The organism is uncultured Dysosmobacter sp., assembly GCF_947631635.1.
GTDB lineage: Bacteria > Bacillota > Clostridia > Oscillospirales > Oscillospiraceae > Oscillibacter.
This window is the reverse complement of record NZ_CANRMB010000029.1, coordinates 1-22213: the sequence shown is the minus strand read 5'-3', so window position 1 is coordinate 22213 and position 22213 is coordinate 1. Positions and strand designations below refer to the sequence as shown.

Annotated in this window: 41 protein-coding genes; 9 read left to right on the top strand and 32 right to left on the bottom strand. The window is 62.2% G+C overall.

The features are described 5' to 3' along the window. Position 1: 1 nt before the first annotated feature. The 5 genes from Q0Z71_RS13370 to Q0Z71_RS13350 form a co-directional block, all read right to left on the bottom strand. A complete protein-coding gene (locus Q0Z71_RS13370) occupies positions 2–1846 on the bottom strand; it encodes a phage terminase large subunit family protein (RefSeq protein WP_298023683.1) in 1845 nt (614 codons plus the stop codon). Then, complete coding sequence (locus Q0Z71_RS13365; protein ID WP_298023679.1) at positions 1812–1988, bottom strand: hypothetical protein; 177 nt, start codon at positions 1986–1988, stop codon at positions 1812–1814. The genes Q0Z71_RS13370 and Q0Z71_RS13365 overlap by 35 nt, the downstream gene beginning before the upstream one ends. Further along, positions 1960–2451: a hypothetical protein gene (locus Q0Z71_RS13360; RefSeq protein WP_298023676.1), complete on the bottom strand. Its 492-nt coding sequence runs from the start codon at positions 2449–2451 to the stop codon at positions 1960–1962. Before Q0Z71_RS13360 ends, Q0Z71_RS13365 begins: the two co-directional genes overlap by 29 nt. Next, on the bottom strand, positions 2448–3245 hold the full coding sequence (terS, locus tag Q0Z71_RS13355; RefSeq protein WP_298023673.1) for a phage terminase small subunit: 798 nt from the start codon (positions 3243–3245) through the stop codon (positions 2448–2450). The genes Q0Z71_RS13360 and terS overlap by 4 nt, the downstream gene beginning before the upstream one ends. Before the next feature lie 786 nt (positions 3246–4031). Beyond that, the gene (locus Q0Z71_RS13350) at positions 4032–4268 is read right to left on the bottom strand and encodes a hypothetical protein (RefSeq protein ID WP_298023670.1); all 237 of its coding nucleotides are present in this window, start codon (positions 4266–4268) and stop codon (positions 4032–4034) included. A gap of 455 nt (positions 4269–4723) precedes the next feature. Here Q0Z71_RS13350 and Q0Z71_RS13345 point away from each other — a divergent pair, with 455 nt between their 5' ends. The 9 genes from Q0Z71_RS13345 to Q0Z71_RS13305 all read left to right on the top strand — a co-directional run bounded on the left by Q0Z71_RS13345 (position 4724) and on the right by Q0Z71_RS13305 (position 9536). Beyond that, positions 4724–4867 carry a hypothetical protein gene (locus Q0Z71_RS13345; protein WP_298023667.1) on the top strand — a complete coding sequence of 48 codons (144 nt, stop codon included), beginning with the start codon at positions 4724–4726 and terminating at the stop codon, positions 4865–4867. 310 nt (positions 4868–5177) lie between these two features. Next, entirely contained in the window at positions 5178–5375 is a 198-nt protein-coding gene (locus tag Q0Z71_RS13340) for a hypothetical protein (protein ID WP_298023664.1), read from the top strand. Between the two features lie 131 nt (positions 5376–5506). Then, positions 5507–6541 (top strand): hypothetical protein, encoded by a 1035-nt coding sequence (locus Q0Z71_RS13335; RefSeq protein WP_298023661.1) that lies wholly within the window; start codon positions 5507–5509, stop codon positions 6539–6541. A 117-nt stretch (positions 6542–6658) separates the two neighbouring features. Next, positions 6659–7777 (top strand): hypothetical protein, encoded by a 1119-nt coding sequence (locus Q0Z71_RS13330; protein ID WP_298023658.1) that lies wholly within the window; start codon positions 6659–6661, stop codon positions 7775–7777. A 116-nt stretch (positions 7778–7893) separates the two neighbouring features. Beyond that, entirely contained in the window at positions 7894–8337 is a 444-nt protein-coding gene (locus tag Q0Z71_RS13325; protein ID WP_298023654.1) for a hypothetical protein, read from the top strand. Positions 8338–8460: 123 nt separating this feature from the next. Further along, positions 8461–8643 carry a hypothetical protein gene (locus Q0Z71_RS13320; RefSeq protein WP_298023651.1) on the top strand — a complete coding sequence of 61 codons (183 nt, stop codon included), beginning with the start codon at positions 8461–8463 and terminating at the stop codon, positions 8641–8643. 132 nt (positions 8644–8775) lie between these two features. Continuing rightward, the gene (locus tag Q0Z71_RS13315) at positions 8776–8937 is read left to right on the top strand and encodes a hypothetical protein (protein WP_298023648.1); all 162 of its coding nucleotides are present in this window, start codon (positions 8776–8778) and stop codon (positions 8935–8937) included. Positions 8938–9015: 78 nt separating this feature from the next. Further along, positions 9016–9219, top strand: a complete 204-nt coding sequence (locus Q0Z71_RS13310) for a hypothetical protein (protein ID WP_298023646.1) — start codon at positions 9016–9018, stop codon at positions 9217–9219. Next, positions 9216–9536, top strand: coding sequence for a hypothetical protein (locus Q0Z71_RS13305; protein ID WP_298023643.1), 321 nt, complete (start codon positions 9216–9218; stop codon positions 9534–9536). Before Q0Z71_RS13310 ends, Q0Z71_RS13305 begins: the two co-directional genes overlap by 4 nt. Before the next feature lie 265 nt (positions 9537–9801). Here Q0Z71_RS13305 and Q0Z71_RS13300 read toward each other — a convergent pair whose 3' ends face one another. The 27 genes from Q0Z71_RS13300 to Q0Z71_RS13170 form a co-directional block, all read right to left on the bottom strand. After that, positions 9802–10284 (bottom strand): hypothetical protein, encoded by a 483-nt coding sequence (locus Q0Z71_RS13300; RefSeq protein WP_298023640.1) that lies wholly within the window; start codon positions 10282–10284, stop codon positions 9802–9804. A gap of 19 nt (positions 10285–10303) precedes the next feature. Further along, complete coding sequence (locus Q0Z71_RS13295) at positions 10304–10456, bottom strand: hypothetical protein (RefSeq protein ID WP_298023637.1); 153 nt, start codon at positions 10454–10456, stop codon at positions 10304–10306. Next, positions 10453–10839, bottom strand: coding sequence for a hypothetical protein (locus Q0Z71_RS13290; protein ID WP_298023634.1), 387 nt, complete (start codon positions 10837–10839; stop codon positions 10453–10455). The genes Q0Z71_RS13295 and Q0Z71_RS13290 overlap by 4 nt, the downstream gene beginning before the upstream one ends. Position 10840: 1 nt before the next feature. Next, positions 10841–11401: a hypothetical protein gene (locus Q0Z71_RS13285; protein ID WP_298023632.1), complete on the bottom strand. Its 561-nt coding sequence runs from the start codon at positions 11399–11401 to the stop codon at positions 10841–10843. Positions 11402–11459: 58 nt separating this feature from the next. Further along, a complete protein-coding gene (locus Q0Z71_RS13280; RefSeq protein WP_298023630.1) occupies positions 11460–12116 on the bottom strand; it encodes a hypothetical protein in 657 nt (218 codons plus the stop codon). After that, complete coding sequence (locus Q0Z71_RS13275; RefSeq protein WP_298023626.1) at positions 12113–12406, bottom strand: hypothetical protein; 294 nt, start codon at positions 12404–12406, stop codon at positions 12113–12115. The genes Q0Z71_RS13280 and Q0Z71_RS13275 overlap by 4 nt, the downstream gene beginning before the upstream one ends. Before the next feature lies 1 nt (position 12407). Continuing rightward, positions 12408–12902 (bottom strand): DUF1064 domain-containing protein, encoded by a 495-nt coding sequence (locus tag Q0Z71_RS13270; RefSeq protein WP_298023623.1) that lies wholly within the window; start codon positions 12900–12902, stop codon positions 12408–12410. Beyond that, entirely contained in the window at positions 12892–13098 is a 207-nt protein-coding gene (locus Q0Z71_RS13265) for a hypothetical protein (RefSeq protein WP_298023620.1), read from the bottom strand. Before Q0Z71_RS13265 ends, Q0Z71_RS13270 begins: the two co-directional genes overlap by 11 nt. Before the next feature lie 118 nt (positions 13099–13216). After that, entirely contained in the window at positions 13217–13990 is a 774-nt protein-coding gene (locus tag Q0Z71_RS13260; protein ID WP_298023617.1) for a hypothetical protein, read from the bottom strand. Between the two features lie 193 nt (positions 13991–14183). Beyond that, positions 14184–14717, bottom strand: coding sequence for a hypothetical protein (locus tag Q0Z71_RS13255; protein ID WP_298023614.1), 534 nt, complete (start codon positions 14715–14717; stop codon positions 14184–14186). 190 nt (positions 14718–14907) lie between these two features. After that, positions 14908–15210: a hypothetical protein gene (locus Q0Z71_RS13250; RefSeq protein ID WP_298023611.1), complete on the bottom strand. Its 303-nt coding sequence runs from the start codon at positions 15208–15210 to the stop codon at positions 14908–14910. A gap of 14 nt (positions 15211–15224) precedes the next feature. After that, positions 15225–16157, bottom strand: coding sequence for a site-specific DNA-methyltransferase (locus tag Q0Z71_RS13245; protein WP_298023608.1), 933 nt, complete (start codon positions 16155–16157; stop codon positions 15225–15227). A 6-nt stretch (positions 16158–16163) separates the two neighbouring features. Further along, positions 16164–16403: a hypothetical protein gene (locus Q0Z71_RS13240; protein ID WP_298023605.1), complete on the bottom strand. Its 240-nt coding sequence runs from the start codon at positions 16401–16403 to the stop codon at positions 16164–16166. Positions 16404–16420: 17 nt separating this feature from the next. Further along, positions 16421–16639 (bottom strand): hypothetical protein, encoded by a 219-nt coding sequence (locus Q0Z71_RS13235; RefSeq protein WP_298023602.1) that lies wholly within the window; start codon positions 16637–16639, stop codon positions 16421–16423. Continuing rightward, positions 16636–17346, bottom strand: coding sequence for a radical SAM protein (locus Q0Z71_RS13230; RefSeq protein WP_298023599.1), 711 nt, complete (start codon positions 17344–17346; stop codon positions 16636–16638). The genes Q0Z71_RS13235 and Q0Z71_RS13230 overlap by 4 nt, the downstream gene beginning before the upstream one ends. 14 nt (positions 17347–17360) lie before the next feature. Next, complete coding sequence (locus tag Q0Z71_RS13225; RefSeq protein WP_298023596.1) at positions 17361–17549, bottom strand: hypothetical protein; 189 nt, start codon at positions 17547–17549, stop codon at positions 17361–17363. Positions 17550–17732: 183 nt separating this feature from the next. Then, on the bottom strand, positions 17733–18392 hold the full coding sequence (locus tag Q0Z71_RS13220) for a hypothetical protein (protein WP_298023593.1): 660 nt from the start codon (positions 18390–18392) through the stop codon (positions 17733–17735). Between the two features lies 1 nt (position 18393). Continuing rightward, a complete protein-coding gene (locus tag Q0Z71_RS13215) occupies positions 18394–18681 on the bottom strand; it encodes a DUF4406 domain-containing protein (RefSeq protein WP_298023590.1) in 288 nt (95 codons plus the stop codon). Beyond that, a complete protein-coding gene (locus tag Q0Z71_RS13210) occupies positions 18681–19064 on the bottom strand; it encodes an HNH endonuclease (protein WP_298023587.1) in 384 nt (127 codons plus the stop codon). The genes Q0Z71_RS13215 and Q0Z71_RS13210 overlap by 1 nt, the downstream gene beginning before the upstream one ends. Before the next feature lie 12 nt (positions 19065–19076). Beyond that, positions 19077–19313: a hypothetical protein gene (locus Q0Z71_RS13205; protein ID WP_298023584.1), complete on the bottom strand. Its 237-nt coding sequence runs from the start codon at positions 19311–19313 to the stop codon at positions 19077–19079. After that, on the bottom strand, positions 19310–20035 hold the full coding sequence (locus Q0Z71_RS13200; protein WP_298023580.1) for a hypothetical protein: 726 nt from the start codon (positions 20033–20035) through the stop codon (positions 19310–19312). The genes Q0Z71_RS13205 and Q0Z71_RS13200 overlap by 4 nt, the downstream gene beginning before the upstream one ends. Next, on the bottom strand, positions 20032–20205 hold the full coding sequence (locus Q0Z71_RS13195) for a hypothetical protein (RefSeq protein WP_298023578.1): 174 nt from the start codon (positions 20203–20205) through the stop codon (positions 20032–20034). Before Q0Z71_RS13195 ends, Q0Z71_RS13200 begins: the two co-directional genes overlap by 4 nt. 15 nt (positions 20206–20220) lie before the next feature. Then, positions 20221–20565, bottom strand: a complete 345-nt coding sequence (locus Q0Z71_RS13190; RefSeq protein ID WP_298023575.1) for a hypothetical protein — start codon at positions 20563–20565, stop codon at positions 20221–20223. Between the two features lie 107 nt (positions 20566–20672). Next, positions 20673–21200, bottom strand: a complete 528-nt coding sequence (locus Q0Z71_RS13185) for a hypothetical protein (RefSeq protein ID WP_298023572.1) — start codon at positions 21198–21200, stop codon at positions 20673–20675. A gap of 15 nt (positions 21201–21215) precedes the next feature. After that, positions 21216–21392, bottom strand: a complete 177-nt coding sequence (locus Q0Z71_RS13180; RefSeq protein WP_298023569.1) for a hypothetical protein — start codon at positions 21390–21392, stop codon at positions 21216–21218. 10 nt (positions 21393–21402) lie between these two features. Next, positions 21403–21789: a hypothetical protein gene (locus Q0Z71_RS13175; RefSeq protein WP_298023567.1), complete on the bottom strand. Its 387-nt coding sequence runs from the start codon at positions 21787–21789 to the stop codon at positions 21403–21405. Then, the gene (locus tag Q0Z71_RS13170) at positions 21782–22057 is read right to left on the bottom strand and encodes a hypothetical protein (protein ID WP_298023564.1); all 276 of its coding nucleotides are present in this window, start codon (positions 22055–22057) and stop codon (positions 21782–21784) included. Before Q0Z71_RS13170 ends, Q0Z71_RS13175 begins: the two co-directional genes overlap by 8 nt. Positions 22058–22213: the final 156 nt, after the last annotated feature.

The following is a 22213-nucleotide window of genomic DNA, read 5'->3' as shown; positions in this document are numbered from 1 at the left end:
ATCAAACACCTCGATTCAAGACCCGCCTGCCTACGCGGCGCGCCCTCTGTTCCGTCCCCGGCTCTGGTTTCTGCAGCGGGGGATTGTATATCTCCAGGGCCGCGGTTGCGTAGTTGCGCAGGTCCAGCGGCTCGTTCCGCTTGTACCCCTTGTCCCGCAGCACCCAGGCCACCGTCATCTTGCCTTTCTGGAACCTGGTAATCTTCATCTCGCTGGCAAGGCCCTTGAAGTACGTCTCGTCGTACCCGGTCCCGTCATCCAGCGGGAAGTGGCAGTAGTTCGCGCCCTTCACCACCACCCGCAGGCGCTGGTAAACGAAGTCCTTTCCCGCGTCAACGCCGATGGTGAACAGGGGAGTGGAAACGCGGTTGTCCTTGGACGGATTGCGGATGTAGGGCACGCCCTGGCCGCCCTTGCCCTTGATGGCGAACACATAGCGGTCGAACTTGTCCACCGTGAAGCTGTACACCTGATTGGACCGGTAGCCGCTGTCGATGCAGCAGGCGGCAATCGGCAGGGCCGTCCCGTCCCTTTTGTGGAAGCGCGTCTGGAGGAAAGCGTCCAGGTCTGCCCACACCTGATTTTCCAGCGTGTCGCCCAGTATCTTTTGATACCGGATTCCCCAGCTCTCCTTGCCGACGCCCCAGCCGACCACCTCCACCTCGAAGCGGTCCGCCTGCACGTCCACGCCAGCGGTCAGCACCAGCACGTCGTCCGGCACCTCCGCGCCGTAGATTTCCCGGCGGTTTATCAGGTCCGCGTCGTCCACGCGGTCGCCCGGCTCCTCCCAGGTTTCCCCCAGCTCCGTGTTGACCCAGGTTTTCATCTTCTCCGGGTCTCCCTGTTTTTGCAGCTCCCGCGCCAGCAGGAACTTCTCCACCACCTCATGCCAGCCGCAGAAGTTGGAGGCCAGGGTGTTCAAATGGAAGCCCCGCGCCTCCGCGCCCGGATTCTCCGCCCGGAAGCGGCCCAGCTGCCCTTGCTTCTTCCACTCGTATTCCCCGAAGGTCTCCCCGCACCGCTCGCACTCGTAGAGGATAGGCTTTGTCAGGTCGTCCTTGTCGAACTTCACGCCGCCCCACGTCAGGGGCTGGTAGTGCCCGCACCCAGGGCATGGCACCGTCCACTCCTCCCGCGTGGTCTCCGCAAACTCCGTCTCGATGCGGCTATGGCCTTTGATGGTCGGCGTGGAGACGATGACGGTTTTCTTGTCCCAGAAGGTCGTCTGCCGCTTTTGGGCCAGCAGGAGGGGGTCCCCCTCTGTTCCGGCGCTCTCCGGGTATCTGTCCACCTCGTCGCACAGCAGCACCTTGATGGGGCGGCTCGCCAGGCTGGCCGGGCTGTTCGCCCCGATGATGGTCACATGGCCGCCGGGGAAATTCTTTTTCAGGATGGTATTCCCGCTGTACCGGCTCTTGGTGTCCACCAGGCGCGCCAGAACCGGCGTGTCCCGTATCATGGGCGCGAGGAAGTCCTTGCTGAACGTCTGGCCCATTTCAAGGGTAGGCTGCATCACCAGGACCGGGGCGGGGTAGTAGTGCATATAGAAGCCCAGCATATTCATCAGCATGGCCGTCTTGCCGATTTGCGCCGCGCTCATAATCACGACCTTGCGGATGTGCGGGTCTCCGATGGCATCCATGATTTCCCGCTGGTATGGCGCGTTCTCGGTGTGCCAGCGCCCCGGCGCTGCGCTGTTCTCCGGGGACAGCATCCGGTAGGTGTCGGCCCACTGGGAGAGGGTCATGCCCGGCGGCGGGCGCAGGAGCGCCGCGCACCGTGCGAACATCTCCGCCGTATGCGGCGCGATTTCAACGACCCATGCTCTTTTCTCCTGGTCCTCCATCCGGCTTCTCCCGCTCCTTCCTGTTGTCCACCAGCGGTATAGTCCCTTTCACGCACCGCGGGAACGGGCAGAAGATTTTTTCCTCCGTGATGGTCCGGCCCCATACGCACCCCTCACAGGGGTTCTTCTCCTTCTTCTTCATCGTTACCGCCCTTTGCCGCATACGCCACGTTGAAGTTGGATAGGTCCTCCAGCGCCTCGTCTATGGCTCCTTTCAGCTTGTCGAATATGCCCGCTCGGTCGCCGCCCATCTGGGCCAGCTCCCCGGACAGCTTCGCAGGCAGGACCGACAGGCGGCCCCGGATGTTCAGGCACATGGTAGCCAGGCCCTTCTCGATGTCCTCCGTCCGGTGGAGGTTCCCCCGGCGCAGCTCGTTCTCCATGTCCGCCGCCTGGCGCTTGGCCCTTGTCAGCAGCGCCCGCTCGTCGTTGAAGTCTGCCTTGCAGCCTTTCCGCAGGTACATGATGTACCGCGCCACCGTGGATTTCATATCGTAGAGGCCGGGCGCTTTCTCGCTGATAACGCCCTCGTCTCGCAGCTGCCGGACCCGGCGCGGCGTCAGGGCCAGCCAGTCCGCCACCACGTTTGCCGTGTAGAGCTTCACACCTGTTCGCCTCCAGTCTCCCGGATGTCCTCGCGCTCCTCGTCCGGGATGACCGTTTCTTCTTCCTCGGCGTCCGGGGATTCCACGGTTCCGGTCGCCCGCATCCGCATGATTTCAAGCCGCTGCCGCTCCAGCTCCACGCGGGTCTCGTTCTCCTCCGCCGCCCGCAGGCTGTCCGCGATTTTGGCGATACGGCCCTGGACCTTGTAAAGCGCCTCCTGCAATTTCAGCACGCGGGCAAAGGCGCTGTCCTTGCTGTACATACCCATCTGCTGCTTGGCCCCGTCCTTCTTGTCCGGTCCTCTCCCGCCGGGCACCCGCATATCCAGAACACTATTGATATAAAGAGCGTCCTCCGGGGCGCGCTCATAGTCCGCTATTTTGCAAAGGATTTTGTTCTCCCGGAATTTGAGTATCTTCATCTCGTGCTCCAGCGCCTCCCGGCCTTTCAGCGGAGTGCGCTCCACAAACTGCTTTTCTTCATCCGTCAGCGCATCGAAAAAGACGGTGCTGTAGGCCCCGTCCTTCTCGGCGTTCTTATTCCTCACCGGCGCGCCCTTATGGCTCCCGGCGGCGTTCCGCTTTCCCTTGCTGTTCCGGTTGCCCGGCTGGCCGCCCCGCTTCCTCGGCGGGAGAGCATCGTCCCAGCGGTCCTTCGCTTTCCAGTCCCGCAGGGTCTTGTAGTTGACGCCCATCTGCTCGGCCAATTCCCGCAGGTTCACATCCTCGTTGCGGCTCCGACGGGCAATATATTCGGCCCTGGCGGTGTCGCGCTTCTCGCTTCGCTTCGGCACACGCCCACCTCCAGACAAAGCAAAGACCCGCGACGTTTCCGCCGCGGGCCAACTATTCACGCTATCAAAATACCACAGAAAACCTGCAGAAGTTGCTAATGGAGAAAAATTTTTTTGAAATTTTTTCTGCCGCAGGTCCCCGGCCCCGATTTTTTGACCCCCCTTCATTTTTCCGGCCCCTCTGGGGGAAGTGAAAAAACAGGGTCACACCTAAAAAAATTTTGCGCTCCCGAACCCGCAGACAAAAGCAGCCCCGCGGGAGGACCCGCGCGCCCGCGCGCGGTATAGTTCGCCCGCTCGCGCGCGCGTTTAGAATCTCGCGCGTGCGTGTGCGCTTGGTTCTCGGCTGGCTGGCTCTGCTGGGCTGGGCTTGGCGGCCTGCTGGGCGGCGCTGCCTGGCTGGTGCCTGCCTTGGTCGGTGCCTGCCTTGGCTGGCCCTGTTGGCCTTGGCTGGGCGGCCTGCTGGGCGGTGCTGCCTGCTGGGCGGTGTTTTGCAAGTGCCCGCCGCCCCGCTTGCATGGCCTTTGGGGGGACTATAGGGGGGACCGTATATAGCTTGTTATAATCCTCCTCCCGCGCGCATAAAACCCCTCGCCGCGGCGCTTTTGCAAGGCCGCCGCGAAAAGTTGCGGCCCGCCGCCGCCCCGGTCCCGCTCCGGTCCCGTCTCCAGCTGGCCGCCGTGCATCCCCTCCGCCAGTCGCCCCCGCCCCGGTTGCGGCGGATGTTCTGCCGGTCATGCCCTGCGGCCTGCCTGCTGCCGCCGCTGGAGCTTCCCACGGATTTTTTCACGGATTTTTTTCACAGAAATTTTTTCCGGAGAAAATCCCCGCCGCCGGACAGCTCGCCCCCGGCGGCATCCGCCCCAGCTGCCGCCGGTCTGCCGGTGCGGCCACGCTCCGCCCCCGGTCCCGCTGACAGCATCCGCCGCCGGTCTGCTCCCGGTCTCCCGGTCCGCCGGTCTGCTCCCGGTCTCCCGGTCCGTCGGTCTGCCGCCGGTCCGCTGCCGGTCCCGCCGACGGCATCCGCCGCCGGTCTCCATCGACGCGGCCCCGGCTGGAAATTTTCCGGCCCCGCCGCCGCGCCGAAGGGTTTTACGCGCACGGTCTGGTTGTTCTTCCTGGGTTATAATACGCCCCCTATAGTCCCCCATCCGGCCCGGTTTCCTGGCTGGAAATTCCGGGCACGAAAAAAGCCCCGGCAAGGCTCACACCCTGCCGGGGCTTTCCCGTTCTGCGTTTGTTTTGCTTTGCTATATCTTGCCCCCCTATAGTCCCCCCAAACCGTCAAACTGCACGAAAAACGGCCCGGAAATTTGTGCAAAAAAAGTTCCCAGGTCCCCCCTAAATGGGGACCGTGGGAAGGGTTTTCGGGGGGTTGACGCCGCCAAAATCGCCCGCTATCATTCGAGCCAAGCCAGACGGCCACGGCCCGACGGCCCAGCGAACCGCCGCAAGGCGTCCAGAAGGGGGAGGTGAACATGAACACGCCCACCACTGCCGAGCTGCTGGTGAAGGAAGCCAAGAGCGCGGAACGGCTCGAAATCATGGCGATGGCCGAAAAGGCCCAGACCATCGAAGAGTTCCGCAAGGCGCTTGAAGAGCGGCACAACGCCAGCAAGTAAAAAGCGCCGGGGGTCCCCGTAGCAAGGCACACCCCCGGCACAGCTCCACGGCCAGCGCGGCGAGTTCGCCGCCGTGCTGGTCATGTGTCAAGAATACCACGACCGCCCGCATAAGTCAAGCGGCCCACGCACTCAACCATGCAAAATGCACAATGCCAGACGCACTCAACCGTGCAACCTGCACAAATCGAAAATTTCCGCAAAAAATCGCTTGACAGCCGCACTCAACCGTGCTATTATGCAACCATCACAAGCGGCACTCAACCGTGCCAAACATCACAGCAGGCCAGCAGGCCAGGAGGAGAAAACAATGGAAACCATGCGTTTGATTGGCGACAAGCTCCGCGATAGAAATTATAACGGCATCACCGTTGACCGCACCTACTTCGGCCCGGAGTGGTGCAGGTCCCACGGCTACAGCATCACCCGCAGAGTGCAGGACGAAAGCGGCCAGCAATACGACATCTGGGAAAAGCCCGGTTATAAAGCCGCCATCCCCGTCCGCTAAAGCCCGCAAGGCCGACGGCATCCGCCGCCGCTGGTGCAAGTCCAGCCGCCCCGCCGGGGCGGGCGCTCATGGGCACAGCCCAAAAAATCAAAATGACCCGCCGCCCAGGGTGAAGGGCAGAAAGGGAATCCATGAATAACTCCAAGATTATCGCCAACGCGCTCCAGGCCCGCGGGATGACCGACGACCAGTTGCAGCAGCTCCTGACCGCCTACCACGGGGACCTCCCCTTCCACACCATCCCGGAATGGTCCCGCCGCGGCTACCACGTGAAGCCCGACGCCGAGCCGCTTTTCTCCTGCCTGCTGTGGAAGCACACCAGCAAGCCCAGCCGGGCCGCCGTGGAGGCCGCCGAGGAGGCCGGGGAGGACATCCCCGAAAACAGCCCGCATTTCTACAAGAAGCTGTCCCACATCTACAGCTTTTCCCAGGTCGAGAAGAACGCCCCCGCCGCCGACCTGGAGACCATCAAGGCCCAGCTGCAGAACCTGCCCGGCGTGGTCCTGACGGTCAAGGGAGAAAAGACCGGCGCGCCGGTGGTCTGGCTGACCGGCGACACGGAAGCCCACGCCGACGCCATCAAGGCCGCGGGCGGCATCTGGAGCCGCAAAAAGTCCGCCTACTGGGTGAAGCCCAGCACGGCGGCCCCGGCGGACAAGCCCGCCGCCCCCGCTCCCCAGGTGGAGCCGGAGAAGCCCGCCGCCCCGGCCCCCTGCACGGCCCTGGTCCCCGTGTACAAGTTCGATTTGCTCCCGGCCCCGGCCCCCCAACCGGGGCGGGAGGAGGCCCACAAAAAGCCCGCCCGCGTTTATGAGACCTGGACCATCCACCCCGGCAAGCGTACCCCGCAGCCCTGGAAAAAGTGCGAGTTCGCCACCGTCCGCCGCAACGAAAAGACCCAGCAGCCGGAAGCCTGCAAGATGACCGGCTACACCGACGGCATTTATAACTATTACAGCGCCGGGTCCCTCTGGTTTGCCATCCATCCCGTGTATGGTCTGGCCGTCTCCACCGCCCACAGCCGCAAGGCCGCCCAGGCCGACGCCATGAAGAACGCCGACAAGGTGAAGCGCGTCGAAGCCCAGGCCGCCCAGGATGACCGGCTGCAGAAATACGCGGCCCTGGTCAAGTCCGCCAACGACGGCGACAACGTGACCCTGTTCTAATCTCCCAGCCCGCAAGGCCGACGGCATCCGCCGCCGCTGGTGCAAGTCCAGCCACCCCGACCGGGGCGGGCGCTCATGGGCGCAAAACCCAAACACAAAACAAGGGAGGCCAAAACCATGCCGAAATACTACGAAATCAGCGAGGACGCCGCGCGCCGGTCCCACGAGGCCATGTCCATGTCCGACTACAAAACCGGCAGCGCAACCGCCGAATACCGGGCCGCTGTTGACAGCGCCGCCGAGCTGGTGGAGAAACAGAAAAAGCGCGTCAGCCCCTTTTACCACGACAAGCTGGACGCCCTGCTGGACCGCTACGCCCGCCGCCTGGCCGACTGGACCAACGCCCACAACCGGAACGGGGCCAGCTGTCCCTCCGTCCTGGTCGCCGGTTTTTCTAACTTCCCCACCCGCAAGAAGGAGAGACAGAACGCCAGGGAGGACAGCCTCTGGAGGGAGTATCAGGAGATACAAACCATCCTGGACAAAATCAAGAGCGTTGGCACCGGCCCCGTGGACCCCACCGACCCCCACGCCCGCGAAATCCTGGAGGAGCGCCTGCAGAAGCTCCAAAACACCCTGGACCGCGGCAAGGCCATGAACGCCCACTACCGCAAGCACAAAACCATGCGCGGCTTCCCCGGCCTGACCGACGAGGGCGCGCAGCGTCTGGACAAAGAGCTGGCCGATGCTCCCTCTTTCGCCCGCGCTCCCTTCCCCAGCTTCGAGCTGTCCAGCCTGCGGAACAAAATCAAGCGGACCCAGGAGAACCTTTCCAAGCTGGCCGACATCGAGGAGCACAAAAACGACGCCGAGAACGTCCAGCAGTTCGACGGCGGGCACATCGTCCACAACATGGAACAGAACCGCCTGCAAATCATCTTTGACGAAATCCCCGACGCCGACACCCGCGCCGCTCTGAAATCCGAGGGCTTCCGCTGGTCCCCCAGAAATCAAGCCTGGCAGCGCCAGCTCACACGAAACGCCGAGGCCGCCGCCCGCCGGGTCCTGAACATCCCCGCCACCACAGAACCGGCCACCACAGAACCGGCCAGCGCGGAAGATGACGACTTTTCCGACATCGACCCCGCCGCCGTCCGGGCGGAGCTGGAGCGCCGCGGCGACAACTCGCCCTTTGTCCAGCGCGTCATGGAGGACGTGGAGCGAATCGCCGCCAGGGAGGCCGCCGAGGACCTGCCCGCCGCCGCCAACGGCCAGCTGCTTTTCCCCCAGGAGTAACACAAAACGCCCGCAAGGCCGACGGCATCCGCCGCCGCTGGTGCAAGTCCAGCCGCCCCGACCGGGGCGGGCGCTCATGGGCACAAAACCCAAACCACAAAACGGAGGTCATCACAATGGCAGCGATTGAGAGAAAAATTCCCGGCACCTTTTCCAAGGTCCCCGGCGGCTATGCCCAGCAGACCGGCCCGAACACACAAATCTTCATCCCGGATATGTGCGCTTCCAGCTTCATCCCCGAAACCGGCGAGCTTAACGGCTACGCCCCCGACTACGAGGCCATGGAGGCCGCCAAGGCCCCCGCCGCCGTGGCCGACAAGCCCGGCGTGTACGCCTACTACTACGAGACCCAGCACGCCCCGACCGGCTGCGACTTCTCCGCCGAGCTGGCCTACTACGGCAAGCACTACTTCCTCCGCCCCCTGCATGACGGGCTTCCCAAGCTCCACGGGCGCGGCATCACCTACGACGAGAGGGACGGCAGCTACACGGTCACAAAACGCGCCTACGAACAAATCAAAGCGCAGTACAAAATCAGCTACGAAATGTGCTTCGATTGACCCGCAAGGCCGACGGCCCCAGGCCGCCGCTGGTGCAAGTCCAGCCGCCCCAGCCGGGGCGGGCGCTCATGGGCACAAAACCCAAAATCCCGCCGCCCAGGGTGAAGGGCAGAAAGCAGCAGAATGGAAAACGTCTATTTCCGGGCCGAGGTGTGGAACACCGCAGACGGCGGTTATTGGTCCACTGTCGGTTTATATCAGACCTACGAGGAAGCGGCGAAAAACCTTCCAGCGCGAGGCGTAAATCTCCCGCGGATCGTTTCCGTTGATAACACGCACGGTCATTTTGAAAGCGTCGTCAAGTGACCCGCAAGGCCGACGGCCCCAGGCCGCCGCTGGTGCAAGTCCAGCCGCCCCCCGCCGGGGCGGGCGCTCATGGGCCACAAAACCCAAAACGCACGCGAACGCACAAAAAACACACGCAGGGAGGTACACAAAATGCGTTATCAAATTCTCTACAGCAAGCGCGGCTGGCCGCTCACCGTATGGATGGACGACGAGGCCGCCGCCCGCAAAATGGCCGCCGGTCTGCGAAAAGCCGGTTACTCCGTCACCGTATGGGCGCACACCGCGGAGGGCGCGCACAAAACGGATATTTGACCGCCCGCCAAACAACACGGTTGAATCCCGCACTAAACCGTGCTATAATGCACACACAAAACCAAGGGAGGTGCCATCGTGCCCATCAGCGAAAACAAAAAGGCTTCCAACGCCCGCTACACGGCAAAATGCGATTTTATCAACATCCGCCCACTGAAACCCCAGGGCGAGCGCATCCGCGCCGCCGCCGCCGCATCCGGCCAAAGCCTGCAAGGTTACATCCTCCAGGCCGTGGAGGAGCGCATGGCCCGCGAGGCGCGGCAGGAGGGAGGCGAACCGTGAGCGACACAAAGGTTTTCCTGCCCTACAGCTGCGTTTCCTCCTTCCCGGACGGCATCCGCCGCCGGTTTTCCGGCCTGACCCGCGAACAGGCTTTTGCCGCCCTGGTGGCCTACGCCGGCGCGGGCCACGGCGGGGAATACGGCCCCTGGTCCTGGGTGACGGACGAAAACTATGTCAAGGGCGAGTATTGCGGCCTGAAACCCCCGCCGCCGGTTATCGACCCGCCCTTCCCCGTGCTGGACCTGACCGATTGCAGGACCGAGGAGGAGCGCCGCAAGGCCCTCCAGGACCCCTTCGACCCCGACGGCGAGCCGTGACCCGCCCCACAAAAAGAAAGCCCCGCAGACGCCGACACGCGGCCTCCTGCGGGGCTTTTCCCTGTCTATTCGCAAATTGTTTTTCCAGCGCGGTTCCCGCGTCCGCGGAAGTGACCGCATCACGCGCAAAATGACCCCGGACCAAAAACACAAAATCGGCCCTTTCCCACCGACCTCCGGCAGCCCTCCCGCCGACCGGCGGACGGCCCCGGACCCGCCGCCCCCGGCGTCGTGTTCAGGGCGGCAGGGAGGACCCCGGCAACATCTATACGCGCGCGCGCGAAGCGCGGGCCAGAATCTCGTCGTACATGGGCACCTCCTCCAGAGCTTCCCCCAGGCGTTCCACGGCGCTGTCGTACCACCGCCGCACCGTGCTGTCCGGCTTCCCGTAGCGCACCGCCAGCTTCGCCCAGCTGCACCTATCCCGGTGGCGCTCAAAAATCAGCCTTTTGCACCTACCGCCCAGCGCGTCGATGCACCCCTGGATGTTCTCCCGGTCCATCAGCAGCACCCGGTCCTTCACCGCGATTTCCTCCAGCCGGTTCCTGACGTTGCGCTCGTCCAGCCGGGCGGCCAGCTCCTCGGTGGGCTTCCCCGGCATGGAGCTGTGCGGCACGCCGTCATACGACAACCCGCGCAGGCTGTTGTATTGGTCCTCCAGCTCCGCCCGCTCGCTGTCCAGCAGCGCCCGCATGGCTGGAATCCCAAAATAATACGCTATCATCGTTTTCACGTCCTTGCGCCGCATAACTCCGCCTCCTGATTGCTTATTTCTTCTCCGCCTGCTCCGCCGCGGTCACAGGCCGCTCGCGGAGTTTTTCCTGGTTGGCCTCCAGCGCCTTACGCTTGAAAAATTTCCTCTGCGCGTGCTGGAGGATGTTCTTGCCGTAGTAGCTCGGCATGGCCCGTTTTTTCTTCATGGCAGATACTCCAGCTCCTCCCGGATGTCATCGGGCACATTCCCGCTCCACACGTAGGAGTTCTCCAGGATGTAGTTGTTGTACGTGGCCGCGGTCTTATTGGCCCGCATTTTGGCCTGCTCGGCCCAGCCCTGTTTTTCCCGGTCCTCGCTGTCCCTGTACTGCTCCCAGGTCAGCCGGTCGCCCTCGTAGGACGAAACCATAGCCCTGCAGGTGTCCTCCACCTTCTTGCGCGTCTCGTAGCTGGTCGCGTCGTCCGCTTTCTGGACCACCCCGAACCACAGGTTCCAGGTCGCCCGCCCGGACGGCGTGAGGAAGTAACCGGCGGCCAGGGCCACCACCACCAGCAGCGCCGCCAGCGCCACGCGGGTTTTCTTGTCCATGTCAGCCCGCCTCCTGCGTCAGCACCGTGGGCGCGTCCAGCTCAAAGGGGATGTCGGAGTACAGATAGGTCCCGGTCCACTCCACGTATTTCCCGTCCGGCGTGAAGAAGAAAATCCCGTTGTCGTTCTCCCCGTAGCTGCCGTCTACGTCCGCAAGTTCCGTGTTGTAAACAAATTCGCACAGGCCCCATCTTTCTTCGATGTAATCCGGCGAGAGAAAGCTGTTCAGGCTGGACACCTTCCCGTCCACGATGAACCGCCCGACGACCCCGCCGCCCTCGGTGAACAGGACGATGTACCCCAGCGGCTTTTCCACCTCGCATGGCAGGGTGTCGGCCTTTTGCCGCTGGCCGTTGACCCAGTACGCCCGCCGAATCAGGTTGTAACGCTCCAGGGAGTAGTCAATGTCCGTCGGCGTGGGCTGTCCCATCGTCAGCTCGTCCGTGACGCCCTGGGTGTCTTGGATATTCTTCTCCGTGCCAGATGCCGGGTTTTCGTCGTCGCAGCCGCACAAGCTCAACAGCAGCAGCCCGGCCAGGATAAGCGCAACGATTTTCTTCATGTCTCTTTTTCCTCCTGATTTTTTATTTGCATCAGCGCCCGCGCGGGACGCCAGGTGCTCACGTCTCGCCGCCCGCGGCCTGGTCATTCTCGAACAGGTCCTTTTGCCCAGGGTCCACGATGGCGGCCAGTCTGGCCTCCTGCTCCCGCCGCTCCCGCTCCTCCATGGCGTTCACCGTGAGACGGCACATCCGGGCCAGCTCCTCCAGCTTATCCACAAAGCCCATCTTGATAGTGTCCATTGGCATGATGACCGCCGTTATCTCCAGGCCGTTCTTCGCCACGATGTACGTCCGCCCGCTCGCGGTCCTCCGCTCGAACAGCTGGAGATAGTCGGCCATATCCTCCAACGGGGCCAGGTATGCGTTCTGAATGAACACGATTCCCTCCCGCGTGCTGAACGGCTTCACCACAAAGCCGTTATACTCCACCGTGGGCCAGTCGTCATGCAGGCACCGCTCCCCCTGCTCCCAGTCGTCCAGACACAGGTATTCCGGCACTTCCACCCGGCGGAAGGAGCACTTTTTCCGCTTCTTCTCGGTGATGTCGAACATGGTACACAGGTTGTCATCGTCCAGCAGCGGCAGCCCGTCCAGGGGATAGAGGGCCACGCCGTCCCCCAGCCACTGGCGGACCTCGCCGCCCTCGCGCACCTCGTCGCACAGGCGGAACACTCCCTGCCTGCTGCACAGCGCGGCGACTTTTTTCAGCTTCATTCCCAGGCCGCCCCCTTCTCGTCGTTCTCCAGCATTTCCACCGGGTCATCCGCTCCCACGTGGGCGGCCAGGAGCGCGTTCATGGCGTCCTCTTTCGATGCGTTCTCCACGCTGACGCTCCAGTGTTCCCCGACGCGGCACGCCTCCACCTTCCGGTTCCGCTTGAACGCCCTCACCAGCTCGCCCACGCCCTCCAGCGCATATTTGACAGCACCGGCGGCGGCGGAGAGCAGAATCAGGAATCCCAGCCAGGTCCAAAAGCTGGAGAAGATAAATTTCAGAAATTCCATGCTAAACCTCCTGAATCTCGATTTGAAACCGCTCGCGCATGAGTTTTTTCTTCATCTCGTACACGCGCGTCTTGGTGGCCCGGCTTTTCACGTCCTCCACCACCAGAATCCAGTCGCAGACCTCCACGCCGGTCTCCGTCCTGTATGGGCGCAGCTCCGGGAGCAGATAGGAGAAGTCCGCCTGATACCGGATGGCCCGGACCCGGACCCCCTCCGGCGTGGTGTACGCTTCCTGCAGGGTGAACTGCGGCTGTAACCGCAGCTCCCGGATTTGCCCGGCGTGAAGCAGGGCAATCAGCTCGTCATACCGGCGCGCCTCTTTCCGGGAATCGAACCGGACGGCCCCGCCGGACGTGGTGGGCCGCTGGTCCTTCTGGTTGTGATATTTGCGCTCCCGCTCCCCCTTGGCCGCCGCCCGCTGACGGTTTTGCTCCGCCAGCTGCTGCATGGCCTTGACCTGGTAGGCAGGGGAGAGGTCCCGCAAATCAATCCCCATTCCCGGCCCGCCTGCCTTTCCGGCGCTTCTCCAGGCAGTAGTCCCGGATGATGGCATACCGCTCGGCCTCCGTGGTGTTCGCCACCAGCATCCCATAGCTGACTTTACGCCGTCTCGCCTCCCGCGCCAGCGCGGACAGGGCTTCCGAATCCGTGGCACACCCGCCGCCGGGCAGCTCCACCATGTACCTGCTCATGTTTTCCGTTTTCCTCCTTTTTTTCGGTCTCCCGCCTGCACTCGCAGATTTCTCCCGCGTCCAGGCGGTCGCCGCAGAAGCGGCAAACTCTGTACTGTCTCCCCAAACTCTCACCCCCTTAATTCCGCCGCCGGATGGCCGGTTTTTTCGCAAAGCTGCTGTCCTGTTTGTAGAGCCGGGCCACAAGGTAGCATCCGCCGTTCACGTCGTTGTGGAAAGCCTCCGCCTTTGCCAGCAGATAGCCGGGATAGAGGGCTTCAAACTGCGTGCTGTCCTGGATGTTGTCCGCCAGCTCCCGCGCCCGTCTCCCGGATATGCGCCCGTCCCTGGTCCTCGGTTCTGGGTCCACCAGATTCTTTGAGGCCGTCCACGCTTTTTTCCCTACGGGGGATTTCACGATGTAGTGCCCCAGCCCGGCCAGGCCCTCCTCGGTGAACTGCAGCCGCCGGGAGTTGGCATAGCCATTGGTCCACAGACTTTCCAGCGTGTCCCGGTCTATCCCCCCGCCGATGGTGACGTGGTGGTGGTATCTCCCGCCGCGCTTCCCCCGCTCGGTGACGGCTATGTATTTCAGCTCCCCCAGACCGTTCTTCTTCATGTACCGGCGGACCCGCCGAAGGTAGTTTGTCAGCTCCTTCTTGGCCGCCTCGTCACTCTCCGGCTGTACACGGTAGGTCAGGTGTATCTCCATGTCCGCCGGTGTAAAATTCGCGTGGAGCAGGCGGACCAGCTTTTCCTCCCGGTGTCTCTGGTTGAGCTTCTTCTGTGCCTCGGTGGACGGCTTCCGCCTGATTCGCTTCCCGCCCTTTGCCGCCGGACCAAAGACTGGGTAGATATAGGCATCCAGATATTCCCCGCAGAAATACCGCTTCTCCCGGTAGACCGTCCTCATGCTTTTTCACCCCCCCCGGTGTGGTCGTTAAATTACTACCCCATACAAGCCCGAAACGCGCCGCGGCGCGTTGATTTTTTCGCTCTTGTATGTGCCCCCGGAGTGTGGTAAAATAGGCTTGTCCAACTTGATGCGCCCTCCGGGGCGTCCGCCCTGCGCCAGCCTCCCACAGCTGACGCAGGGCGTTCTTTTTTCACCAGAACCTTGTGGCCCAGTGTCCGCCGACCCTAAAATCAATAGGCGGCTTCGCCACCATGTCGAGCATGGGGAACACAAAGGTTCCGAGGTATTTGACCGTCGTGTAGCTCTCGTCCGGCGGCAGCTCCGCCAGGATTTCCAGGATTTTATCGACAGTCGCCTTGACGCTCTTTACTTTTTCCTCCATGCTTTTTTCTTTCCCGGCCCCGCCGTCCTTCTGCCCAGCTTCCTCCTTGGGCTTCTCGCTCTCCTGCGCCTGCGTGATGGAATCCACCGCCCGCTGGGCGGCACCCTCTCCACAGTCCCGGTCATACAGGTGCTCGTCGAACTCGTCCCCGGCCAGGTCCACCTTCATCACGCGCCCGTACAGGTAGTCAAAGGCTGTGTTCTTCTCCAGCAGCTCCCTGCAGCGGTCCTCGGTGACGGTCCCCTCCGGGGCGGCGTGCATGAACCCCATCCCCTCGACGTGGCTGTTGTCGTACAACGCTTTCAGGACCTTCGCCTTGTCCAATCCCTTGATGCTAACCATTTTTTACCCTCCGTTTTTGATATTTGGACCCGTTTCCGGGATTCCATCGTTCGTCATTCAGCCAGCGCAGGTGCTTACAGCGCCGCATGGCGCACCCCCGCCGCCGTATGTAGACATCGTTCATCAGCCGGTCGTGCAGGTCACACCAGGCCGTTGCATTGGCGGGCGGTTTCTTTTTCTTCGGCACCGCTTACCACCAGCTTCTCACGTCCCGCATGAAGTCCCGGATGGTCGTTCCCACCGCGTACCACAGCACGGGAAGGAGCAGGGCCAGCGCCTCGCCGCCCACGGCGTAGTAGCCGCGCTCTTTCAGGGCGTAGGCAGCGCCGACCTTGTACAGCACCACCCCGGCCACGGTCAGGAACCCATACCAGGCCACGGCCCCCCAGTTGACCTTGGCCGCGCGCTTCCGCACGGCTCTCCACACCCTGGCCGTCCGCCGTTTCCAGCTCCTCGGCCTGCGAACAGTAATCACGATTTCCACAGTTTGCATTGTTTTCCCTTCTTTCACATTGTCATTTGTTCAAATTCCGCCTCCGTGGCGGATATTCTTTTTTCGGCCATCTCCCGGTAATCCTCGTTGATTTCTACGCCTATGAAGTTCCGGCGCAGCCGCTTCGCAACGACCCCGGTTGTCCCGCTCCCGGCGAACGGGTCCAGGACGGTCCCACCCTCCGGGCAGCCTGCCAGGATGCACGGCTCGACCAGCCTTTCCGGGAACACGGCAAAGTGCGCGCCCTTGAATCCGCCGGTGGCGACGGCCCACACATCCCGCTTGTTCCTGGTCCCGGTCCGGTTCGCCGTGTTCCCGTGGCTCGTCCTTTTCACCCGCGCGCTGTTCTGGAAGGACCGCCCGCCGGTGTAGGCCCCGCCGCCGCGGAAGGTTTTGGCGTTCCCTTTCCGGCTGGCGCACGGCTCCCGCAGGGCCGCCGCGTCAAAGTAGTATCGCGGGGACTTGGACAGGAGGAAAATATATTCGTGGCTCTTGGTGCATCGGTCCACGACGGCCTCCGGCATACAGTTCGGTTTGCTCCAGATGATGTCCTGCCGCAGATACCAGCCGTCCGCCCGCAGGGCAAAGGCCAGCATCCAGGGAATCCCCATCAGGTCCTTGTACTTGTAGCCCTTCGGCGTCCGCTTCTCGGTGTGGCCGCACCGGTTCCGCGTGTTCCCCGGCGGATTGTTCCCCGACCTGGTGGCGTAGCTGTCGCCCATGTTGACCCACAGGGTCCCATCCGGGCGGAGGACCCGCCGCACCTCGCGGAAAATCTCCACCAGCTTCTCGATGTACTCCTCCGGCGTGGCCTCCATCCCGATTTGCCCCGGCGTGCCGTAGTCCCGCAGGTTGTAATAGGGAGGGGAGGTTACACAGGTATATGCGCTTTCTGCCTCCAGGCCCCGCAGCTGCTCCAGGGCGTCACCCAGCAGCACAGTTTCCATCCAGCTTCACCGCCCCGTCCTGAAACAAACGCAGGTCCGCACGTGTGGGACGAATCCCACCTCCAGGTCCGGCCTCCACGGCAGGCCGCTTTCCGTCCCCACGAATTTCCGCCCCTCGTCGGTGTAGAAAACGTCCGTCCCCGTGTTCTCCGCGACAACGACCGGTTCCGGGTCCACCGCGACATACTTTCCCTCCGGCGTCTGAATCCAGTCGATTTCAGCGCCGCACATTCTACATCGGCTCACGGCATCCACCCCCATTCCTATTTATTTAATGTATCGGCCCGCGCCCCGGCCTCGCCCCGCATCAGCGGGCACCAGGCCGGAACATAGGGGAGATAGTGCGCATGACCGACGACGTACCCCCGGCACGGTCCCGGCGCAAAGCACCTTGCCCACAGCTCGCCGCTTTTCTCCGGCTCCCTGACCACGTGGCCGCAGCCCTCGCAGGTTCTGGAGAAGTCCGCCCGCGGGCCGCTCATGCTTTTTCCATCTCCGCCCGCAGCTTGTCCTTGATGTAGTAGTCCAGGCTCAGCTCCTGGCACAGCGTCTCCACCTTTCGCCCGAACTCCGCCCAGTTGATGTCTGACGGCCAGTAATTCAGCTTCCCGATTTTCACGCGGTCAAAGTTGCCGTGGAATGTCCGCAGAATCTCCAATACATCGGATTCCACCAGGACCGGCTCGAAGGAGACCCAGGTTTTTATCCCGCGCTCTTTCGCTTCAATGAGCGCCGACATTCTTTTTGACAGCCTGATTGCTTTCGGCTCGCGCAGGTAGCTTTCCGCCTCCCCGCCGGAAACCGTGATGCCGTACCAATCCCCACCGTCCAGCAGGTCAAAGTCCCGGCTCCCGTCTCCCTTGGTGAGAATCTGCACGTGGTTCCCACTGTCCTTTAGGAGCTTGATAATCTCCCGCGTGGGCGTGGTGTCGTAGCCGGTCGGGTATGGGTCACACGTAAAGCACAGGTGAACGGTTTTCCCTGTGATTTGCTCCATATTGAGCTGGTGGGCCACCTCCGCCACAATGTCCCTGCGCGGCTCCACGTGGGAGTGGAAATCCTCCCGCTCGCGGCGGAGGACCTGCGGCGCGAAGCAGTAGTAGCAGCGGTGCGGGCATCCGGTGTAGATGTTTATGGCGTATTCCGCATACTCCGCCGCCGCGCCTTTTGGCTTATAGATTGGCTTCACTCCTGAACACCTCCTCAATTTTTGAGCACCAGCCGCTCCACCCCGTTCTCGTCCCGCTCCAGGACCCCGGCGTGGATAAGCGCCTTTCTCCACTTCTCGACCTTGGGATTCCATCCACAGCGCCTGCACACATCCGGCGCGCACTCCGACCCCGGCGGCCCCGGCATATTCCGGCCCAGCTGGCACCGCTGTTCTTCCTTCAATGGTTTTCACCTTCTTTTTCCCGCACTCTGCGGTCCCATGCGTATTCCGCCATATACATTTCTCTGTATGGCTTTGTCCTCAACCCGCAGGTGCAGCATTTTATGTAGTAATATGACCTGATGAACGTGTAGCGCATCTCCGCTATTCCACCGCAGCAGGGGCACCGCTTCGGCCCCATCGGGCTAAACATTCCCCGCCTCCACCGGCGGGCGGCGATATGCCACCCACGTTTTCCCGTAGTCATCCTCCCACAGTGAGAGCTTTTCGCCATAGATTGCCTGGATGTGCGCCGGGCCTCCGTATGTGGGCACCATGTCCAGGACGGCGGCGCAGCATTTCCTTTCCCGGAAAAGCGGCCTCCCGTCGATGTTGGCGACGTAGATTCCCTCGCACCGCATCGTCATCTTGCGCAGCTCCTCCAGCGTGAGCGGCTGTTCCTCCGCCTGCTCTGCGCATACGCATCCGCCCGGTTGAACACTTGGGAAAAGAGACACATCATGCACAAGCGCAACCTGCTCGCGCCCGACATAACACCCCGCGCTCGACATAGGTTTACCTTTCCACAGCTTCACAAAGCATTTCCCTACATCGTCCCGGCTTACCCACTTGACCCCATACGCCCGGCACCGCTCCAGCTCCACCTCCGTCAGCAGCTGGTCGCGGATTGAGGAAACGGCCCGACTGCAGGCGTCCGCCGCTGCCTCCAGGTTCTCTCGCAGGTTATCAACGGCCAGGCGGCAGGCGGCCTCCACCAGCTCCACGGCCTCGTCGTGGGGCAGGCCGTACAGGGCCGCCGCGGTCGTGTCCGGGTCAAGGATTCTCACAGCTTCCTCGATTTTCATTTCACACCCCCGCCAAAAAGGCCACCGGCTTCCCGGTCTTGGCACAGTACGCTTGCTCCAGCATGGCCCCCTCGCTTTCGTTCCAGTCCGGGAGGAACACGGCCCTGTCCGCACAGTCGAGCATGGCAAAGCAGATGTGCATATAGTCCGCCTGGTTCAGCCCATTCGGCAGCGTGGCCGGATTCAGGACCACATTCCCGGTCATCTCCAGCGCGCGGGCGGCCCGCCCGAACTTCATGCGGTATTCCGGGTCTCCCGTGATTTTCCCGGCTATGTAGACTTTCTCCATCACGTTCCATCTCCTGCTTTCATCGTTTCAAAATAGAATCTGACCTTGTGCGGCGTCGGCTGCACCAGCCCAAACCGCACAGCGTTCCGATATGTCACGCTGTCCCGCTCCAGGACCGCAGGCATCCGCTCCAGCGCGGCCCGGAACTTCTCCAGCGTGAACGTGTGCTTATAGTGGTTACAGGAGCGGCAGGCCGGGAGGATGTTTTCCAGGTCATTCAGCCCCGCGCCGCCATCCAATTCTTCATAGAGCTTCACCGGCTTTACGTGGTCCAGCTGCATTTCCTGTCTGGTGATTTCCTGCCCGCAGTAGGCGCAGCGCCCGCCGGTCTTTTGGTACACCGCCTCCCGCTCCGCGCTGGTCCATTTCTTGCGGTCCGCCACCTATCGCACCCCCTATCCGCCGAGAACGCCCTTCGCCATTTCCAGCAGCTCCGTCGCGTGGTCGTGGTCCACGATTTTGCACCGGCCCTCTTTCTTCGGGTCCGGCTCAATGGCCCACGTGGCCTTGTTCGCCATCAGCTCGAACTTCTTCTGCACGGAGGACAGCACCCGGTCATACTTCGCCCGGTCCGCTCGCCACCGGAGGAAGTCGCCGTACTCCTCCTCCGTCATCTCCACATAGCACTTCATTCCGCGCTCGCCCCCTCTCCGATACGCTTAAACCGGATGACCCACACCCAGGGATTGGCTGCCCAGCCGTACAGGGCGCGGTCCGCCGCCTTGATTGTGCTGCCCCAGTAGTTTGCAAAGGCGCTCCTGGCGGATTCAAAACATTGGTCCGGCCTTTCCACGTCCTTGAAGTGATAGCCCGGATGGTGTATGGGCTTTGCTCCGTGGAATGTTTTTCCGCCGTCTACGCTCATTTTCCACGGCGGCGTATATTCCCCGAAGTCCGTATATCTCGCACCCTCGTCTATGGCCTGCTCCTCGGTTATGTCATGCAGGCGTTCCACCCGCACATCCTCCGCTCGGAGGAAAAGCCGGGCTGCCTCCCGCGGCATGAAGTAGGGGGATTGCCACTGTTCAAACGGCTTATTCCCGTACTTGGCCCACCTCTCGGCGCGGTCCTTGTCCCGGAACATGAACCGGACGGTTTCCCCGTCCTTGAATCCGACCACATACCCGGTCTCTCCGAACATCCCCATACAGCGCCACGGCTCCGGCACATATAGGACCTCGCCATCCTGGTACGGCTGGCGCATCCTGTACCCGTGCCCATCGTCCCAGCCCAGCCAGCCGATTTGATTCCACCTCGGATATGTCGGCTGCGGCTTTATGGCCCGCCGCGTCACCGTCTTTCGCCCCTCGCGGACGGCCTGGGCCATCTCGGCATTGAACAGAATCGGCTTCACGCCTCCGCCGCCTCCTTTGCCTTTTTGCACTTCTCCAGCCGCTTGCAGGTGAAGCACCGGCCATGGGTCCCGCTCCGGTCCCCGATGGTACAGATAAGATAGCCCCGCTCCATCTTGGACTTCTGGCACTCCTTACACTTCCCGAAGCGGCGGCAATCCTTGTCACACATTCCGTTTCCCCTCCTTTAGAAAAGTCTGTAGTTTAATTCGTCCTCCTCCAGCATGGACCACCTGAAAACCTTGTCGTCCGGTGACAGAAGGTGTTCGTCCTCCATTTGGAAGCGCCTGTCAAAGTCGTGGACGGTGTGGCCGTCCGGATGGAAGTTTACCGGGCTGTCAGCGTCCCATTTCATTAGGAGCGCCCACAGGTCCGGGTAATCCCGCCGCAGGAGGCGCAGCTGGTTCACTCCCTGGTTGTGGCACATCCAGCACCCGTCCCGGCAGCTCGCCGTCGCCCCGTAGGACGGGGCCAGGATTCCGTTGTACTTGCAGTACAGGCCGCATAGCCCTTCCTCGATTCCGAACTCCACCAGCGGCGCGCGCTTTCTGTCCGATATTTGCCCAAACCTCTTTGGCTCGTCCGCCGCTATTCCAATGTACTCCACGATATTTCTACCGCCCCTCGCGGCGGGGCTGTTCAAAAAGTGCGTTTTGAGCTTCTGGCACCAGGCCCCCCGCCGGTTGATGGAGACGGGGAATCCGTAGATAGTCGATTTTGAGTTTCTTGCACCAGCTCCCGATTTGTGCAGGGAAGCCTTGGATGCGGTTCTTTTGCGCTCCGTTTGAGGTCTGACTGGCACCACGGTCCCCACAGCGTCGGGAATCCGAGTATCTTGCCTTGTTTCCAGGACCCCCCCCCCCGCGCGGTCTTGCGCTTGGGGACGTGGTAAAACAGCTTCTCATAAGTCACCTTTTCGCCGTCTTTCATGGCGCAAAGGTGCTCAACTTCTATCCTGTACTTCCTCCAGATGTATTCGTCGGCCATCTCCTTGAACTCGACCATCTTTGGATGCTCTCCCCGGATGGTGTCCGTGGCCCAAACGTCGGTGGTTGTAATCCTATCCAGCGGCAGGCCGCGAGAAATGATGACATCCAGCATTTTGAGGCTATCCTTTCCGTGGCTTATCCTCGCAACGTACTGTACCCCTCCACTCTCGCCGTCCACTTCTTTGCCCTCCTGTTACTTGATTTCATACTTCGGCAGGACCGGGCCTCTGATAGAGACATCCGCAAGCCCGTCGCCGCCGTCAAAGGCCAGCAGCAGCTTCTCCCACGCTTTTCTCCGCGTTTCCGCTTTGATGATTGCGCTTTCCGTCGCCCCGTTGCTGTAGGTGACGTTCGCAATAAATTTCAGCATGGCGTCCTCCTTAACCCTTGTTCCAGATTTCGTCCACGCGCTGGTGGCACCCCTCCAGGCTCCCGCTCAAAACCCAGTCCCGCACGGTCTCCCGCGCCAGCCTGTTTGAGTAGATGTACTCCTCGTCGAAGTCCTCCTCCAGCGTCTCCCGGTCGTAGAACTTCACGATTTCGCCGCCAGCGCCCTGCATATCCAGGGCCAGCATGACCCGCCCACTGAGGTTTCGCATATCCGGTTGGATGCGCACCCGCATTTTTCCGAGGCACATAGAGAAGAATCCCTCCGACACCCCGACGGTCTGCGCCAGTCCCTTTGCCGTCCCCAGCTCTTGGGCCGCCAGCGCCCGCGCCGTTTTCAGCGTCAGCCGGAACCCGCCGGGATAATACTTCTTAGCCACCGTTTCCAGCCCCTTTCTGTGCCTGGCCGTTGCCGCGTCCCCTCTGCTCGTAGGATTGCTGAATCCGCATTTGCGCCAGGTCCGCGCTGTACCGCAGGCGCTGGTTCGGCAGCCTGCTTCCGTCCTGGCCGCGCCGCAGTTCAGAGTAGAGGGAGGACAGCGGGGCACCCAGCTTCTCCGCAATCTTTTTCGCCTGGACGCCATCTTCCCACAGGCTTTGAATCGCCAGCCGCTCCTCGTAGGAGCGCGTAATATAGCAGCGTGCCATACCTTTTTCACCTCCCAGGCATAAAAAAATAAGTTTGCCGGTCCTTGTCGGACCTTGCAAACTTATAGTAATGGCTGCTAGAAGGAAAAAATCTGATGAAAAGTGTTGACAAACCAAAATCTTTGTGCTACAGTAAATGTCACCGCCGGAAGCGGC